Consider the following 17008-nt stretch of genomic DNA (forward strand, 5'->3'; position numbering starts at 1 on the left):
AAGAGGACAAGCAAAGTTGAAGTTGCAACCATGGAAAGCAGAAGTGCCCGGCCGCCTACAAGGTCTGGCCAAGCGAAAGGTTCATCCATGACGATTGCACACGAAGAAGCAGTCATTGACGCCGCAGCAGTCGACGCCATTTTTGCCGAAGCCCGTACCGCCAACAGCTTTGCCGGTGAGGTTACCGAAGAGCAGGCCCGCGCCATCTACGAGCTCACCAAGTTCGGCCCGACGGCTTTCAACTCCCAGCCGCTCCGCGTGACGTACGTCCGCTCGGACGAAGCCCGCGCCAAGCTGGTGGACCACCTGTCCCGCGGCAACCAGGCGAAGACCGCATCCGCACCCCTGGTCGCGCTCCTGTCCTACGACACCAACTGGCAGGGTCAGTGGGACAAGTTCCTTCCTGAGTACGGTGCGCCCAAGGCCATGTACGACGACAACGCGGAACTTGCTGCGGCCACGGGCAACAACAACGCCCACCTGCAGGCTGGCTACTTCATTCTGGCCGTCCGCTCGCTCGGCTTCGCCGCAGGACCGATGACCGGAGCCGACTTCGCCGCGATCGACGCCGAATTCTTCCCGAACGGTGACCAGAAGAGCTTCCTCGTGGTCAACATCGGCCAGCCCGGCCCGGACGCCTGGGGCGCAGCCAAGCCGAAGTTCTCGTACGACGACGTGGTCCGCACCGTCTAGTATTTCGAACACAGAACCGCCCGCTCACTTGAGGTGAGCGGGCGGTTCTCGTTTTAAGCGGCGGTTCCTGTTTAAGGGCCAGCGGTGCTCCATGAGGCCGGGATGTGAGTGAGCGTTGGGAAATCCCGTCTGTTTCGTGAGTGAGCGTTGGGGAATCCCGTCGGTTTCGTGAGAGAGCGTTGGGACCTACCGACGCTCGCTCACGTCCCGCCTGTTTGGGGCGGACGCTCTCTCACCTACGAGATGACCCCGTCCACCAAGGCCTTGGCTTCTTCCTGCACCAGGGCCAGGTGGTCGGCGCCCTTGAAGGACTCAGCGTAGATCTTGTAGACGTCCTCGGTGCCGGAAGGGCGTGCCGCGAACCAGGCGTTCTCCGTAACAACCTTCAAGCCACCAATCGAAGCGCCATTGCCAGGTGCCTCAGTGAGCTTTGCGGTGATCTCTTCGCCAGCCAAGGAAGTTGCCGTGACGTCGGCAGCGGAGAGCTTGCCCAGCTTGGACTTCTGCTCACGTGTGGCGGCTGCATCGATGCGCGCGTATACCGGCGCACCGAACTGGTCGGTGAGGCCCTTGTAGAGCTGCGAGGGGGAGGAGCCGGTGACGGCCGTGATTTCCGAAGCCAGAAGAGCCAGCAGGATGCCGTCCTTGTCGGTGGTCCAGACGCTGCCGTCGAGCTTGTTGAAGGATGCTCCGGCTGATTCCTCGCCACCGAATGCGCCTTCGCCGGAGAGCAGGCCAGGGACGAACCACTTGAAACCGACCGGCACCTCAACCAGCTTGCGTCCGAGCCCGGAAGCAACGCGGTCGATGATCGAGGAGGAAACCAGGGTCTTGCCCACCACCGATTCGGGGTTCCAGCCACTGCGGTTCCGATAAAGGTAGTCGATGACGACGGCGAGGTAGTGGTTGGGGTTCATGAGGCCGCCGTCAGGGGTGACGATGCCGTGGCGGTCGGCGTCGGCGTCGTTACCGGTAGCGATGTCGTAGGCGGCTGTACCGTCCGCACCCACTGACATTCGCTTGATCAGGGAGGCCATGGCCGACGGCGACGAGCAATCCATACGGATCTTCTCGTCCCAGTCCAGGGTCATGAAAGCCCACTGCGGATCGACCGTGGGATTAACCACCGTGAGGTTCAACTGGTGGCGCTCGCCGATTTCGCCCCAGTAGTCCACGGATGCTCCGCCCATGGGATCTGCGCCGATGCGGACGCCTGCCTCACGGATCGCGTCGAGGTTGAGCACTGAGGGGAGGTCGTCCACGTAGCTGCTCAGGAAGTCGAACTTGCCGGTGGTTTCCGCGTTCAAGGCATCGTTCAGGGGGATGCGCTTGACCCCACGGAGGCGGTTCTCCAGCAGTTGGTTGGCGCGGTCGGCGATCCAGCCTGTGGCGTCAGTGTCAGCCGGACCGCCATGGGGCGGGTTGTATTTGAAGCCGCCGTCACCGGGCGGGTTGTGGCTGGGGGTGACCACGATTCCGTCGGCCTGGGGCGTGCCCGGGGCTGCTTCGCGGTTGTACTTCAGGATGGCGTGGCTCAGCGCGGGCGTGGGTGTGTAGGCGTGCCGTGCGTCAACCAGCACAGTGACTCCGTTGGCGGCCAGAACTTCAAGCGCGGAGTTCTGTGCCGGTTCGCTGAGGGCGTGGGTGTCCCGTCCTATGAACAGCGGCCCGGTGATGCCCTGGCGACCGCGGTATTCGACGATCGCCTGCGTGATCGCGAGGATATGCGGTTCGTTGAACGACGCCTTCAAGCTGGATCCGCGGTGTCCAGACGTTCCAAACGCCACACGCTGCGCGGGGTCACCCAGGTCAGGCGCGACGTCGAAGTACGCGTCCAGCAGGGCTGTGATGTCTACAAGGTCTTGGGGAAGGGCAACTGTGCCCGCTCGGCTAGCCATGGGGTCCAGCATGCCAGACCTCGGGGCCTGCCGACAGGAAATGTCCGGGATCCGGTCCCTGTGACGCCGAATGGCACCCAAGGCAGCCGCCCTTGGATGAAGATTAACCTCTTGTTCAAGAACGGCTGCTAGCCAAAAGAACGCTCCGCCCCGGTCCAAGGAACCGGGGCGGAGCGGGGTGTCAGTGAGGAGGCGCCGCTAGACAGCCGTGTAGCCGCCGTCGACGAGTACGTACGAACCGGTCATGAAGCTGGCCTTGTCAGAAAGGAGGAACGTGGTGACGTTCGCGATCTCTTCCGCCTTGCCTAGGCGGCCGAGCGAGTGCTTGGCTTCGAGGCCGCTGATGACTTCCTTCGGGGCGCTGGCCAGGAGCGGGGTGTCGATGTAGCCCGGGCCGATGGCGTTGACGCGCAAGCCCTGGGCGCCGTATTCGGCGGCTGCGTTTTTGGTCAGGCCGACGACGCCGTGCTTGGCTGCGGTGTAGGCGGCATTGCCGGGTGCGGCGACGGCACCGTGGATCGATGCCATGTTGACGATTGCGCCTTCCGAAGCGCCTGCTGCGAGGATGGCCGGGATCTGGTAGCGCATTCCATACAGGACGCCGCTCAGGTTGATTCCAATAACGCGGTCCCAGTCATCGATGTCGACTTCGCCAATGGGGGCGTTGGCTCCGCCGATTCCGGCGTTGTTGACGGCGTAGTTAAGGGCACCATAGGTCTCGACGGCGAAGTCGACGGCTTTCTTGCTGTCCTCGGCAACTGCTGTGTTGCCCTGGAAGGGTACGGCTTTCCCGCCTGCGGCGGTGATCTCGTCGGCTACGCGGGTGGCGGCGTCGAGATTGACGTCGGTGACAACCACGTTGACGCCGTTCCTGGCGAGGTCCTTGCTGATCGCTTCGCCGAGCCCTGAACCGCCGCCGGTGACGAGCGCGGTTTTGCCTTCGAAGTTACCCATGATTCCTCCTTCGCGGGACGAATCCCGCAGATTTCGTAGTTAGCGCTGCTTACGTCGCTATTAGTGACAACCCTTTGCTTCCCGGTCATATTCCATGCATATGCATGAATCCCGTCACATGTGTCCTACTTATGCACCGCCCCCGACGGCGGTAGTGTTGGGATCAAAGACCAGATAGCAGGGGGATTCCTATGTCAGATCAGCCATCCAAGGACAACGAGGACAAGCCTGCGGGCTACCAACCGCCGCAGTACGTTCCGCCCGCACAGTTCAGCGCACCGGAGGCCAGCGCGCCGCAGCCCGCCACGCCGGATTACAGCGCGCCGGACCAGGGGGCCAACGCCACCCAGCCGATCCCGCCGCATGAGCAAAGCGCCTATACACAAAACGCCCAGGGCCAGAACGACTTCTACACCCAGCCGCAGCCCCCGAGCCAGAGCGCTTACTCGCCGGGCGACTACAGCCAGCAGCCGCCGTCGCCGTACGGCCAGCCGCCCAGCCCGTACCAGCAGCAGGCATTTGGCCAGCAGCCCTACGGCCAGACGCAGTCACCGTACGGCCAGCCCGCGTACTACGCCATGCAGGCCGAGCCCAAAGGCCTGAGCATCGCCAGCATGTGCTGCGGCATCGCCATCTTTGTGGGCTTCGGCTTCTTCATCCTGCCGCAGATCGCAGCGGTGATCCTTGGCCACATCGCGCTCAAGCGGGAACCAGCGGGCAAAGGCATGGCCATTGCAGGCCTGGTAATGGGCTACATCGGCATTGCACTGACCGTAATCTTCGGCATCATCTTCTTTGCCGCGATCGGGGCCTCCACCAGCCGGTACAACTACTAAGCAAAAGCGAACGACGGCGACCCTTGCGTCAGGTGGGAATCCCACCAGGCGCAAGGGTCGCCGTCGTTGGTCAACGTCCGGCTGTGTCGGTTGTCAGCGAACCCCGCCCATCAACTTCTTGATCGCGGGAGTTGCCGAAGCCAGGCCCACGGCGAGCACCACTGCCACGCCGCCGATGCCCAGGAAGTACGGGAGCTCGTCGTGCGGGTTGTAAAGACCGGCCAGGATGCCGGCCAGGGTGGTGCCGAGGGAGACGGACAGGAAGAACAGGGCCACCATCTGGGTGTGGAACGCCTTCGGGGCGAGCTTGGTGCTGACGGACAGGCCGATGGGGGAGAGGAACAGCTCCGCCAGCGTGAACAGGAACAGGATTCCCACCAGTGCCAGCAGCGGGGTCTTGCCGTCGCCCGCCAAAGGGATGAAGGCCAGGAAAGCAATGCCCATGATGAACAGGCCCGCAGAGAATTTCAGCGGCGAGCTGGGCTGCTTGGGGCCCAGTTTGGTCCAGAGGGCAGCCATGACGCCGGCAAAGATGATGATGAATACCGGGTTGATCGATTGGACCCACGCGGCCGGCATTTCCCAGCCGAAGAGATTGCGGTCCAGCTTCTCCTGCGAGTAGACGGCAATGAACGTGAACTGCTGCTGGAAGAGTGCCCAGAACGCGGCGGATGCGATGTAGAGCGGGATGAAGGCCACCACGCGCTTGCGCTCCAGCCCGGAGACCAAGGGGCTGCGGAAGATCAGGAACAGGTAGATCACAGAAGCTCCGATGGCGGCGTACGCCATGCTGCGGGCCAGGTTGTTGGCGTTGACGAGCCCCGTTCCCAACAGGACGCCTATCACCACAAGGATGCCCAGGAAGATCAGCCCATACTTTGTGCGGTCCTTCGCCGGGAGCGGGTTGGGGACACGGTGTGCTTCCTCGGGCAGGCGCTTGCGGCCGAGCGCGTAAATAACCAGGCCGATAGCCATGCCCACGGCTGCCGCAGCGAAGCCGATATGGAAGCCGAAGCTCGTCTGCAGCCAACCGGTAACCAACGGGCCAATGAGTCCGCCGATGTTGATGCCCATGTAGAAGATGGAGAACCCTGCATCGCGGCGCTCATCCTTCTCGCCGTACAAGGTGCCAACCAAGGCCGTGGCGTTGGCTTTCAGGCCACCGGAGCCGACGCCCACCAGTACCAAACCGGCAATGAGGCCCGGAATCCCCGGAATCAGTGCCAGGGCGATGTGGCCGCCCATGATCATGATTGCGGAGCCGAAGAGGACCTTCTCCGAGCCGAACAGACGGTCGGCGAGCCAGGCGCCGAGGATCGTCGACAAGTAGACGCCTCCACCGTAGGCGCCCACCAGGCTGGCCGCGAGGCCCTGGTCAATGGAGAGGCCGCCCTGTTCGGCGGTGAAGTACATGTAGTAGAGCAGGATGCCCTGCATGCCGTAGAAGGAGAATCGCTCCCACATCTCCACGGAGAAGAGGCTGGCCAGCATTTTGGGATGGCCGAAGAATGACGTATCGCCCGAAGCCTTGGCAGGCTCAGCCGTGGTTTGTGGAGTGCTCATTTTCTCAATGCTGGCACTGACCGCGGGCATTGTCACATCGATAGATGCTCAAGGCAAGCACTTTCCATATGCTAGACACGCGTGCACGCGGTCAGTAATGAGCCTCCAGGGATGCTGCCACTTGGAGAAGCTGCAGCTCAGACCCCATCCGGCCAATAAGTTGGATCCCCATCGGCAAGCCACCAACAGTTGTGTGAACCGGGATGCTGATGGCCGGCAGTCCGCACACGTTCACCATGGAGGACCATGGTGCATACTCGCACTGCCTTCTGTAGTCGTCGTCGGCGTCGCCGGACCACTCGCTCGGCCAGCGCTCGCCGCTGTGCCCACCGCCGGTGAACCAGCCGATGGGCCGAGGCGTCTGCGCCAGGGTGGGCATGAGGATCAGGTCCCACGGAGAGTACTGCGCAATCGTGTCGTGCTGGAACTGCCGGAGGAAACCCAGCGCTTCGTTGACCTTGGATGAGCTCCGCTGCTGCGCCCGCCGCCGGAACGTCCGGGTCAGCGGGGTCAGCAGCGCCTCCCGTCGGGGTGCTATCCGGGCGCTTCCGACGCCGGCGGTCCAGGCTGCGGTGAACGCTTCCGGATAGCGGTTGTCGTACCGGATCTCCGCTTCGCTAACGCGGTGGCCGGCCTTTTCCAACAGTTCCAGACCCTTCGCCAGGGCCTCCATTGCTTCAGGTTCAATCTCGAACGGATAGATACCGGCCCAAGGGCTCGCCAGGCTCACGCCAATCTTCAGGGGCTCAGGCGCCCGACCCACGTTGGCGAGGTATCCGCCGTCGGGCGCCTGGTCCCGGGGGACCAGGGCGTCCATGAGCAACGCGGCATCGGCGGCTGTCCGGGCGAGCGGGCCGGTGACCACCAACTGCGCCGTATCGCCGGGGCTGGTGCCCACGGGCACAGTGCCCCGCCCGGGCTTCAGGCCCACCAGTCCGCAGGCACCGGCCGGAATCCGGATGGACCCGCCGCCGTCGGTCCCCGGCGCGAACGGCACCAGCCCTGCGGCCACTGCGGCAGCGCTGCCGCCCGAGGAGCCGCCGGAGCTTCGCCCCGGTGAGTGCGGATTGCGCGACGGCGGTGCCACGCGGTTTTCGCTGTAGGCCGTCAGTCCAAACTCCGGAACCTGCGTCTTACCCAGTGGGATGACGCCGTGACGCCTCAAGTGCGCCGCCAACGCGCCGTCCTCGGACGCTGGCTTGTGGTCCAGGGCCGCGCTGCCGTGCGTGGTGGGAACCCCCGCGACGTCGGTGAGGTCCTTGAACGCCGTGGGCATCCCGTGAAGCAGGGGAAGTTCCTCCAGCCGGCCCTGGCGCGAGAGGCGGGCGTGCAGCTGGTCGGCGGTGTTGGCTGCGGCCAGGGCTTGTTCCTGGATAACCGTGATGAACGCGCCGAGGTGCTTGTTCCGCTCCTCGATGACGGAGAGGGAGTGTTGGGAGGCCTCGCGGGCAGACAGATCACCGGAAGCCAAGGCATCACGGAGTCCTACGGCGGTCAGGCCGGCCAGGGCCCGGGATGAAGGATCAGCCAAGGAAACGCGACTCCAACCGTTCCTCCACAGCCACGGCGTCCACACTCTCGCCCGCACCGGCCGTCACCCGGAAGGCCGCCTTGTTCTTCACCTCGGAGACCACCTCCACCAGTTCCGTGCCCCGGTAAACCAGCCCGACGCCGTCGTCCGTGCAGTGGGTTTCGCCCAGCGTGCCGTTGGCCACCAACGCGTGGATGGCCGGGGCGCGGCGGGGTTCGGAGTCGTAGTGCACGCCGCTGGCGTAGGGCAGGAAGCCGAGGGCGTCTGTGACTGGGCGCAGTTCCGGACCGAAGGAGTCGGTCACGCCGCCCTGGTACCAGCAGATCGAACCGGCGGAAACGCCGGCAAGCACCACGCCGCCCTCCCAGGCCTTCCGGAGGGCCCGGTCCAGCCCATGCGCGCGCCACACCGCCAGCAGGTTCACCACCGAACCTCCGTTGACCCACACCACGTCCTGTTCCAGGAGATGCGCTTCCGGGTCAGCGATGTTCGGCATGGTGAAAAGGTTGAGGTGGCTGAAATCGAAACCCGCAATCCTGGCGGCCTGGTCCATCTCGGCGGCCCACCAGCGTTGATCGCCGGACGCCGTGCCGATGTGCGTCACCCGCGGCGCGCGGCCCGTCACGCCGGAGAGCTCCACGGCGTAGTGCATCAAGTGGTTGAACTCGATCCTGGTGCGTTCGCCCGGCTTGTATCCGCCGGACGTCGCCAGGATGGTGGGTTGCCCAGCAGGCACGGGGTGCTCCTCACGGTTTCGATGGATTGCTTCGGGTCCAGTCTTAACGCCCGCGCTCCCGTAAGCAACCGCCTGCGGGTCCAGGTTACTGCTCCGGGCTGCGAGGACTAGGCTGGATGCTGGACTTAAATCGATGGGAAGGGACCCCAATGAGCGACTTCGACACTGTGCCTGTTGGCGACATTCCGGCTGATGCCAGCATCCTGGACGTCCGCGAAGACTACGAATGGGTGGCAGGGCACGCCGAAGGTGCACGCCACATCCCCATGGACCAGCTGCCGGCGCGCCTGGACGAGCTTGACCCGGACGACGACCTCTTCGTCATCTGCCGCACCGGCGGCCGATCTTTCCGGGCAGTTCAGTGGCTGGTCGGCCAGGGCTACTCCGCGGTGAACGTTGCCGGTGGAATGGACATGTGGCTGGAAGCAGGAAAGCCGATGGTTTCAGACAACGGGCTCAAGCCGGTAGTTCTGTAACCAGCGCATTTAACCAGCAAGGAATATTTAATGTCGGCAGTCACCTACACGTTCCTCGGCCCCGAGGGCACATTCACCGAGGCCGCCCTCATGCAGGTGCCGGGCGCTGCTGATGCCACCCGCATTCCCTGCACCAACGTCAACACCGCCCTGGACCGGGTCCGGGCAGGCGAAGCCGATGCGGCCATGGTCCCCATCGAGAACTCGGTTGAAGGCGGGGTCACTGCAACCCTGGATGCGATCGCCACGGGCCAGGAGCTACGGATTATCCGTGAGGCCCTGGTTCCCATCACCTTCGTGCTGGTGGCGAGGCCCGGCGTCGCGCTTTTCGACATCAAGAGGATCTCGACGCACGGCCACGCCTGGGCCCAATGCCGTCTGTGGGTGGATGAACACCTTCCGAACGCAGACTACGTTCCGGGTTCCTCGACGGCGGCCGCGGCCATGGGCCTGTTGGCGGACGACGCACCCTATGACGCGGCAATCTGCGCCCCGCTGATCGCAGCCGAACAGCCCGGGCTGAACGTCCTGGCAGCGAACATTGGAGACAACCCGGATGCCGTCACCCGTTTCATCCTGGTGAGCCGCCCCGGCCCGCTTCCTGAACGGACCGGAGCCGACAAGACCACCATCGTGGTCCCGCTTCCCGAGGACCACCCCGGCGCCCTCATGGACATCCTGGACCAGTTCGCGTCCCGCGGCGTGAACCTCAGCAGGATCGAATCGCGGCCCACCGGACAGTATCTGGGCCACTACTTCTTCAGTATCGACGCCGATGGCCACGCCGCGGATTCGCGGGTAGCGGATGCGTTGGCGGGCCTGCACAGAATCAGCCCGGCAACCCGGTTCCTTGGCTCCTACGCCCGCGCGGACCGGCAGGCAGCCGTTGTGGCTCCGCACACGTCCGACGCGGCTTTTGCCTCCGCCCACGCGTGGGTGGACTCGCTGCTCAAGGGCTCGTAGGCGCTGTCCACAGGGCACAGCCGATGCCCTTTCGAAGTGATCCAAGTGTGCGTATGCTTGCCTGATCCATAAACGGTGGATGAATTACCAACGAAGGGAGCGGTCATGACTGTCCACAGCGACGACAACGACGGCCAGGGCATGATCGTCAATCCCAAGCCCTCACGTGAGAACAATGATGACTGGGACGGCGACGAAGCGGATCGTGCGGATCGCCTGCGTTTTGAAGAAGAACAGGCCATGATCAAGGAGCAGTCCGAAGCCCGGGCTGCCGCGAAAGCAGCGGCCGAAGAAGCCGAGCGGAACGCGGCCCAGCCTGACGCCGGGGCTGTCTAGGCGGTCGTCGCCTTCGGTACGCGCACCAGCAGGGAAGCTGGTTCAACCTGTACGGTGACCTTCGTGGCCTCACCGGAAGGGTCGCCGTCGAGCTGTGTGGCCATTGGCTCTTGGCTGCGGATGGTCACCTTGCCCGAGCGGTAGAAGTTCATCATGGGCAGGTTGTGCTTGTGCTTGAAGAGGATCTTTGTGTACATGGCGATCCAGCCAAACGCGCTGCGCGGACTCATCACCACGATGTCCAGCATGCCGTCGTCAATCATGGCCTGCGGAATGAAGTCGATGCCGCCCGGGATCAGTCCACAGTTGGCGAACAGCACGCTGCGGATCTTGCGTGCCTGTTCGGGCTCGTCATCCATGGTGATGCTGACGCGCTTCCGCCGGCCCGGCAGGTGGCGCACGCCGGCTTCGGTGTAGGCAAGCCAGCCGACGGTCTTCTTGAGGTCTTCCCGGGTATCCCCGACAACCTCGGCGTCCAGGCCCATGCCCGCGATCACCAGGAACGTGTGCGTGGATGCGTGGCCGCTGATGCTATTGCTGATGGCCATGGTGGCGGTGTCGATGTAGCGCTGGTGGCCGAACAGTGCCGTCTGGATGCAGCCCTCCATGTCGGTGACATCCAGATCGACATTGCGTGCCAGCAGGTTTCCGGTGCCCACGGGAATGAGGCCCATCGCCACATTCTTGTGGGCCAGGCACTCGGCCACCACGCGGACTGTTCCGTCGCCACCACACGCCAGGATGACGTCGGCACGGTCGGCCAGCGCTTGGCGTGACTGGCCGTAACCGGGGTCTTCCACCGTCGTTTCATAGAACCGGGGCGCGTCCCAGCCGGCGAGCTCGCACGCATCGATGATGGCCTGGCGGGCAACCTCGGCGTTGTTCTTTACCGGGTTCAGGATCACGGCAACCTTCTGGTCGCCGGGGTTCGGCTTGTGCGCATCCTCCCGAACGGCGCTCCTGATGTGGCGGGCTTTCAACCGGCGCACACCCCACCAACTGGAGACGGCAAACGCCACGCCCCCAGCGAGAATCACGTACAGGATCCAGTCGCTCATGGTGCTCCAACACTATCCCGCTGGGCTGCCCTGTTTCGCCGGATCGTGGACAGTCCGGGGTTTGGACGCCGGCGCACCGGGAAATCGCGGCCGGTTCGATAGTCTTGTGTGGTGATCGACGTAAAAGACCTCAGCGAAAATCCGGACAAGTTCCGTGCCAGCCAGCGCGCCCGTGGTGCCGATGAGTCCGTTGTGGACGCGATCATCTCCGCTGACGCCGATCGCCGTGCAGCACTGATCCGCCACGAAACACTCCGCGCCGAGCAGAATGCTTTCGGCAAGAAGGTGGCCCAGGCCAAGGGTGAGGAAAAGCAGGCCCTGCTGGCCGAGGTCAAGGAGCTCGCCAACTCGGTCAAGGCCGCTTCCGCTGAAGCCGCCGCAGCCCAGGCCAAGCAGGAGGAGCTCCTGCGTGTCATCCCCAACCTCGTTGTGGACGGCGTGCCCGAGGGCGGCGAAGACGACTACGTCGTGGTCAAGACCGTCGGCACTCCCCGTGAATTCACCGATTTCGAGCCGAAGGACCACCTGGAAATCGGCGAACTGATCGGCGCGATCGACATGGAACGCGGCGCCAAGGTCTCCGGCTCGCGCTTCTACTTCCTCCGCGGCGTTGGCGCCCGGCTGGAAATGGCGTTGCTGCAGATGGCCATGGAACAGGCAATCGACGCGGGCTTCGTCCCCATGATCACCCCCACTTTGGTGCGTCCGGAGACCATGCAGGGCACCGGTTTCGATGTAAAGCACGACGCCGAGATCTACCGTCTCGCTGAAGACGACCTTTACCTTGTGGGAACCTCGGAAGTGGCCCTCGCCGGCTACCACGCAGACGAGATCCTGGACCTCTCCGCAGGCCCCATCCGCTACGCGGGCCAAAGCTCCTGCTACCGCCGCGAGGCCGGTTCGCACGGCAAGGACACCCGGGGCATCATCCGCGTGCACCAGTTCAACAAGGTGGAGATGTTCATCTACACCACCGTTGAAGAGGCGGCAGCGGAACACGAGCGCCTGCTGGCTTGGGAAGAGGAAATGCTGGCCAAGTGCGAGCTTCCCTACCGCGTGATCGACACCGCAGCCGGAGACCTGGGCATGTCCGCAGCCCGCAAGTTCGACTGCGAAGCCTGGGTCCCCACGCAGAACGCCTACCGCGAGCTCACCTCAACGTCCAACTGCACCACGTTCCAAGCGCGCCGGCTCAACATCCGTGAACGCGTGATCAACGACGAAGGTGTCGCCAAGGGCACCCGTGCTGTGGCCACGTTGAACGGTACGTTGGCCACTACGCGTTGGATCGTGGCCATCCTTGAGCACCACCAGAACCCGGACGGCTCGGTCAATGTTCCCAAGGCGCTGCAAAAGTACCTTGGCGGACTCGAGGTCCTGCCCGTTCTCTAGGGTTTTCATTCGCGGCAGCTACGGACCCGCACTTGTTCGCTAAGCCCGCCCTTGTGCGGCTTGTGAGGCCAACAAGGGCGGGTTTAGCTGTTGAGTGGCAGCTACAGCAGGCCGCGCAAAACCAAGGCTGCGCCGTCGTCGAGCACTGACGCGGTGACCTCATCAGCAACGGCGAGAACCTCATCGGGAGCCTGGCCCATGGCAACGCCGCGGCCGGCCCACGTGAGCATCTCGATGTCGTTGCGGCCGTCGCCCACGGCCACTGTGTTGGCCTGGTCCGTGCCGAGCTTCTGCCGCAGCGCTTCCAGTGCGCTGGCCTTCGTGACGCCCTCAGCAGCGATATCCAACCAGGCCGTCCAGCCCACGGAGTAGGTCACTCCGGACAGCCCAATGTGCCGGATTGCCTCGTTGAACTCTTCCGAGGTGTTGTCGGTGCTGAAAACCACCACGCGGACCGCGGTAGCATCCAGCATCGTTTGGAAGTCGACGCCGATGGACTCCACGCCGAAGCTGGCATCCTGGAAGCGTTCGGTGGAAAGGAAGTTTCCGTCCTCATCCTCGAGCGCGTACTTGGCGTTAGGCAGCCGTTTCCGCAGTGCCTGCAGTGCCGGAGCGGGATCAAACGTGGCCTTGTGGATGATCTCGTAGCCGGACTCCACTGCGGGGTCCAGCCGGAGCGTTACGCCGCCGTTGCAGCAGACCGCGTAACCCCGCTCCAGGCCGATCTGTTCGATGATGGGAAGCGTGGCATTGAGTGAGCGGCCCGTAGCGATCATGACGTCATGCCCGCTGGCCACAACGGCCTGTGCAGCGGATCGGACAGCCGGGGACATGTGGCCGTCGTGATCGACGAGTGTGCCGTCGACGTCCAAAGCGATCATGAGTTTGTTGTTGTTGTTGAGCTGGTCATCGATGCCAGCAACTGGAGTATCAGTCAGAATAGTCATGCTTCCAGTACAGCAGACATCCCCGACACTGAACTAGGACCGGCGCCACAGCACGGGATTAACGGACCGTGAACAGTCATCACTGAACGGTCATCACGGAACATTGTGGGTGCTTCGGAGGACTACCAACTGCCGGGTTGCCCTGGTCATCGCCACATACTGGTCCACCGCGCCTTCCATGCCGTGGCCCGCGCCTCCATCGCCGAACTCTTCCGGGTCGACCAGGACGACGAGGTCGAACTCCAGCCCCTTCGCCAATTCCGGAGTGAGCCAGTAGACGCGGCCCTCGTCAGGACCGGCGTAGGAGTGCCTTTGTTTGCTGATGACGCACGCTGTTCCTTCAGCGTTCGTCTCGAGCCAGGTGTCCAGGACCAGATGGAGCGTGTCCGCGTGCTGGTGCAGCACGGGAATCCCCGTGCTGCGGACCGAAACAGGCACGTTTGCGTCAGGGAGGACTGCCTTGATCACGGGCTCCGCTTCTGCCATGACCTCCTCCGGCGTCCGATAGTTGATGCTGAGTGTGGCCATCTGCACGGTTCCCATTCCCACGCGCTTCAGGCGTTCCTCCCATGATTCGGTGAATCCGTGCCGGGCCTGGGCGCGATCGCCCACCACAGTGAAGCTTCGCGAAGGGCAGCGAAGCAGCAGCATCCGCCATTCCGCATCGGTCAGCTCCTGCGCCTCATCAACCACAATGTGCGCGAATGGACCGGCGAGAAGATCGGGATCGGCCGCCTCCAGGCCATCCTCGTCCACGAGCTTCTCCCGCATGTCGTCCCCGCGCAGCATGTACATCTCCATGAGTTCGGAGTCGTCGGCCGCAATCAGGTCATCGACTACCCGGTCCATCAGTTGCCGCTCGGCAGCCAAGGCGAGCTGCCGCCGTCGTCTGCGTTGCGACGATTCAGGGTCACCCAGCCGCAGTCTGGCTGCATCCAGCAGGGGGAGGTCGGAGGTGGTCCACGCGGCCGGCTCGTCGCGTTGCAAGGCGGCGATTTCCTCGGCATTCAGCCACGGTGCCGACAAGCGCAGGTAGGCGGGAACGCTCCAGAGGTCTCCCACCAGGCCCTTGTAGTCCAGCAGCGGCCACGCCCGGTTGAAGGCATTGCGCAGTTCTGCATTCTGCGAGAAGGCTTGGCGCAGGATGTCCTCAGGAATGTCGTGATCCTCCATTTTGTCGATGAGGATAGCGAGCAGCGCCTCCCACACTTCGTCGCGGGACTCGTTGTGTGGCGTACCGGGTTCGGCGGCATCGAAAGCCTCCGCCCAGTCCTCAGCCCTCACCCGGATGTCCGCGTACGGAGTTTCGACCGTCAGCCCCTTCGATGGCGGCTCCTCGTAAAACCGGACCGCCGACTCGATCGCTTTCACCATTTTCACGGACGACTTGAGCCGCGCCACCTCCGGATCCTGTTCATCCCCGGCGCCGGCTCCTTCCGGGACGAGGTCCTTGAGTGTGCACGTCTGCACTCCCTCTTCTCCCAGGCTGGGGAGGACATCGGCGACGTACGCCAGGTAGGCCTGGTGCGGGCCGACGAAAAGGACATCGCTTTTCCGGTGGTTGCTCCGATGGCCCAGGCGGGGATCCGAATACAGCAGATAGGCCGTGCGGTGGAGTGCAACCACCGTCTTGCCAGTGCCTGGACCTCCATCCACCACCAGGGCACCCCGTGAGCCGGCCCGGATAATCGCGTCCTGATCAGCCTGGATCGTCCCCAGCACATCCCGCATCCGTGGGGAGCGGCTGGTGCCCAGGCTGGCTATGAACGCGGACTGGTCATCGAGGGCCTCGTTTCCCTCCATCCCGTCGGCCGTAAACACCTCGTCCCAGTAATCGCTGATCCTGCCCCGGGTCCAGCGGTATCTGCGACGGCTCACCAAGCCCATGGAATTGGCATGTGTTGCACCAAAAAACGGCTCTGCAGCCGGCGAACGCCAGTCGACAAGGAGACGGCGTCCACGCTTGTCGCTCAGGCCCAAACGGCCAACGTACACCGGCTCCTGAGTGTCTTCTGGGACCATCCGGCCCAAGCAAAGATCCAGCCCAAAGCGGCGGAGCGCACGGAGGCGGGCAGTCAGGCGGTGGATCTCCTGGTCGCGGTCCAACGCGCGTTGGCCGCGACCGGCTGGTTGCTTGCGGGTCTCCTCCAGACGGTCGGACAAATCGGCGATGGACTCCGCGAGGGTCTCAGCAAGTGCCTCAAAGTGTTGCTCATCGCTGCCAATCAGCTTGGGGTTGGCTTTGCGGTCAAGGTGCTCGGGCAGGGCGAAAGCAATGGATTTCAGAGGGCTGGTTTCGGGCATCCCACGACTCCCTTTTTCTGTGGTGATGGGGGTACGTCGACCCATTGTTCGGCATGCAGGGGGCCTTGCCGCAAGCCCCCGTGTGGGTTATACATTGAATATGGAAGGGAATATTTCCCTTCTTTTTTGTGCTCGCCGACTCGTTCCAGGCTCCGGATCCCGGACATGTACGAATATCCCGCCGGAGTACGAGCCGGCAGGCCAACAAGGGCCGGATTGGGCGCCAGTTCATGTGGAAACGGTTCTCAGTAGCGCGGACTTTCCCGCGGGAGACAACCCGGCCGCGATGAGTTTCCTGCGCAGCCGTTCCGGATCCCGGACATGCGACCATCCCCATCGGACGAAGGCAAAGCCCAGTGCCCGGATACGGTCTTCGCGGATCTTTTCCTGGTAGAGGGTCTCCTCCGGACTGCCACCTCTTCTCAACATGGCGTCCGTGTATTTGCCCTTGCCATCGAACTCCCCGACTACACCCTTCCTTCCGTCCTGACCAGGCCACCAGAAGTCACTCCGGCCTATGAAGCCATCAAGATCGCTGAAGCCGTGCTGCAGTTCGGGCTGTTCAAAACCCAGATAGTGAAAGGCTGCACGGCTGTAGGACTCCCCGGCGGACTCAACCAAGGGGTTCGAAAGGGCCAGTGCGAGTTCGGCACGATGCCGGGCCGCCGCGTGCGGGTGTGAGCGAACGGCAGCGGCGAGCTCCTGGTGCTCCAGGAAGCTGACGCCGGGCTCCAATTCTCCGCGGAGCCACAGCTTCCGGGCTGCGCCATCGGTGACTACCAATGACTGGCTCAGTTTGGAGGAGAAGGCCACATCAAGGACTGTTCGCAGAAGTCCAGTGCAGGTAAATTCTCCGTGGGTTTCCCGATGTCCTTCCTGGCCAAGGTGATACCGCAACGGGTAACCAGTTTCCCTTACGACGCGACCATCATGATCAGCGGCTTGGTGGGCTAAGAAAGTGGGGCGTCGGCTACCGGATCGGCTCGGATGGGGCGTCAAGCATTCCACATGGGATGGCGTCTGAAGTATTGGTAACCCTGCGGCGAATGCTGCGGTTTCGCGGCAAAGAACGAGGCCAGGTATAGCTCGGGTGGCGGCCGCCAGGGTCCATGCGAACCGGTCCCAAGGCTTGGCCTCGACCCACTGGGAAGTTGGTACGTAGAACCCGCGCCGGATCCTCACAAGATTGCCGGCCATGAAGCTGCTGTGCACGGCGTCGGTTCTGCCTCCGGAGCGGAGGATTGCGGGTGTCTCGATGAGCCCGGAAGGAATGTCCATACGAGAACACTGAGGCAGAAAGCGACTCATCCGGCCGCCCTGA

15 protein-coding genes are annotated in these 17008 nt (G+C 63.7%); 6 read left to right on the forward strand and 9 right to left on the reverse strand.

Features of this window, described 5'->3' with window-relative positions; genetic code table 11:
* Positions 1-87 precede the first annotated feature (87 nt).
* Positions 88-693: a malonic semialdehyde reductase gene (locus ABHM97_RS02695; RefSeq protein WP_257370027.1), complete on the forward strand. Its 606-nt coding sequence runs from the start codon at positions 88-90 to the stop codon at positions 691-693.
* 236 nt (positions 694-929) lie between these two features.
* Here ABHM97_RS02695 and pgm read toward each other — a convergent pair whose 3' ends face one another.
* Positions 930-2591, reverse strand: a complete 1662-nt coding sequence (gene pgm, locus ABHM97_RS02700) for a phosphoglucomutase (alpha-D-glucose-1,6-bisphosphate-dependent) (protein ID WP_349469489.1) — start codon at positions 2589-2591, stop codon at positions 930-932.
* 198 nt (positions 2592-2789) lie between these two features.
* The gene (locus ABHM97_RS02705) at positions 2790-3545 is read right to left on the reverse strand and encodes an SDR family NAD(P)-dependent oxidoreductase (RefSeq protein WP_235518016.1); all 756 of its coding nucleotides are present in this window, start codon (positions 3543-3545) and stop codon (positions 2790-2792) included.
* Positions 3546-3736: 191 nt separating this feature from the next.
* Here ABHM97_RS02705 and ABHM97_RS02710 point away from each other — a divergent pair, with 191 nt between their 5' ends.
* Complete coding sequence (locus tag ABHM97_RS02710; RefSeq protein ID WP_349469491.1) at positions 3737-4381, forward strand: DUF4190 domain-containing protein; 645 nt, start codon at positions 3737-3739, stop codon at positions 4379-4381.
* 93 nt (positions 4382-4474) lie between these two features.
* Here the strand turns inward: ABHM97_RS02710 and ABHM97_RS02715 are convergent, their stop codons facing one another.
* From ABHM97_RS02715 to ABHM97_RS02725, 3 genes are all read right to left on the reverse strand, one after another.
* Complete coding sequence (locus ABHM97_RS02715; protein WP_349469492.1) at positions 4475-5974, reverse strand: peptide MFS transporter; 1500 nt, start codon at positions 5972-5974, stop codon at positions 4475-4477.
* A gap of 61 nt (positions 5975-6035) precedes the next feature.
* Complete coding sequence (locus ABHM97_RS02720) at positions 6036-7475, reverse strand: amidase (protein ID WP_349469494.1); 1440 nt, start codon at positions 7473-7475, stop codon at positions 6036-6038.
* Complete coding sequence (locus ABHM97_RS02725; protein WP_284987190.1) at positions 7468-8211, reverse strand: Type 1 glutamine amidotransferase-like domain-containing protein; 744 nt, start codon at positions 8209-8211, stop codon at positions 7468-7470. Before ABHM97_RS02725 ends, ABHM97_RS02720 begins: the two co-directional genes overlap by 8 nt.
* A gap of 149 nt (positions 8212-8360) precedes the next feature.
* Here ABHM97_RS02725 and ABHM97_RS02730 point away from each other — a divergent pair, with 149 nt between their 5' ends.
* The 3 genes from ABHM97_RS02730 (at position 8361) to ABHM97_RS02740 (ending at position 9986) form a co-directional block, all read left to right on the forward strand.
* Entirely contained in the window at positions 8361-8687 is a 327-nt protein-coding gene (locus tag ABHM97_RS02730; protein ID WP_235518011.1) for a rhodanese-like domain-containing protein, read from the forward strand.
* 30 nt (positions 8688-8717) lie between these two features.
* On the forward strand, positions 8718-9650 hold the full coding sequence (pheA, locus tag ABHM97_RS02735) for a prephenate dehydratase (protein WP_349469495.1): 933 nt from the start codon (positions 8718-8720) through the stop codon (positions 9648-9650).
* Positions 9651-9755: 105 nt separating this feature from the next.
* Positions 9756-9986 carry a hypothetical protein gene (locus ABHM97_RS02740; protein ID WP_235518009.1) on the forward strand — a complete coding sequence of 77 codons (231 nt, stop codon included), beginning with the start codon at positions 9756-9758 and terminating at the stop codon, positions 9984-9986.
* Here ABHM97_RS02740 and ABHM97_RS02745 read toward each other — a convergent pair.
* The gene (locus ABHM97_RS02745; RefSeq protein ID WP_349469497.1) at positions 9983-11044 is read right to left on the reverse strand and encodes a diacylglycerol/lipid kinase family protein; all 1062 of its coding nucleotides are present in this window, start codon (positions 11042-11044) and stop codon (positions 9983-9985) included. The two genes, ABHM97_RS02740 and ABHM97_RS02745, sit on opposite strands and share 4 nt — an antisense overlap.
* A gap of 111 nt (positions 11045-11155) precedes the next feature.
* Here ABHM97_RS02745 and serS point away from each other — a divergent pair, with 111 nt between their 5' ends.
* Positions 11156-12436, forward strand: a complete 1281-nt coding sequence (gene serS / locus ABHM97_RS02750; protein ID WP_211710411.1) for a serine--tRNA ligase — start codon at positions 11156-11158, stop codon at positions 12434-12436.
* A 101-nt stretch (positions 12437-12537) separates the two neighbouring features.
* Here serS and ABHM97_RS02755 read toward each other — a convergent pair whose 3' ends face one another.
* From ABHM97_RS02755 to ABHM97_RS02765, 3 genes are all read right to left on the reverse strand, one after another.
* Positions 12538-13383: an HAD family hydrolase gene (locus tag ABHM97_RS02755; protein WP_235518007.1), complete on the reverse strand. Its 846-nt coding sequence runs from the start codon at positions 13381-13383 to the stop codon at positions 12538-12540.
* A gap of 93 nt (positions 13384-13476) precedes the next feature.
* Positions 13477-15687 (reverse strand): RNA polymerase recycling motor ATPase HelR, encoded by a 2211-nt coding sequence (gene helR, locus ABHM97_RS02760; protein ID WP_349469498.1) that lies wholly within the window; start codon positions 15685-15687, stop codon positions 13477-13479.
* A gap of 228 nt (positions 15688-15915) precedes the next feature.
* Positions 15916-16500 carry a hypothetical protein gene (locus ABHM97_RS02765; RefSeq protein ID WP_349469499.1) on the reverse strand — a complete coding sequence of 195 codons (585 nt, stop codon included), beginning with the start codon at positions 16498-16500 and terminating at the stop codon, positions 15916-15918.
* Positions 16501-17008: the final 508 nt, after the last annotated feature.

Source organism: Paenarthrobacter sp. CAP02 (assembly GCF_040137855.1).
Lineage (GTDB): Bacteria > Actinomycetota > Actinomycetes > Actinomycetales > Micrococcaceae > Arthrobacter.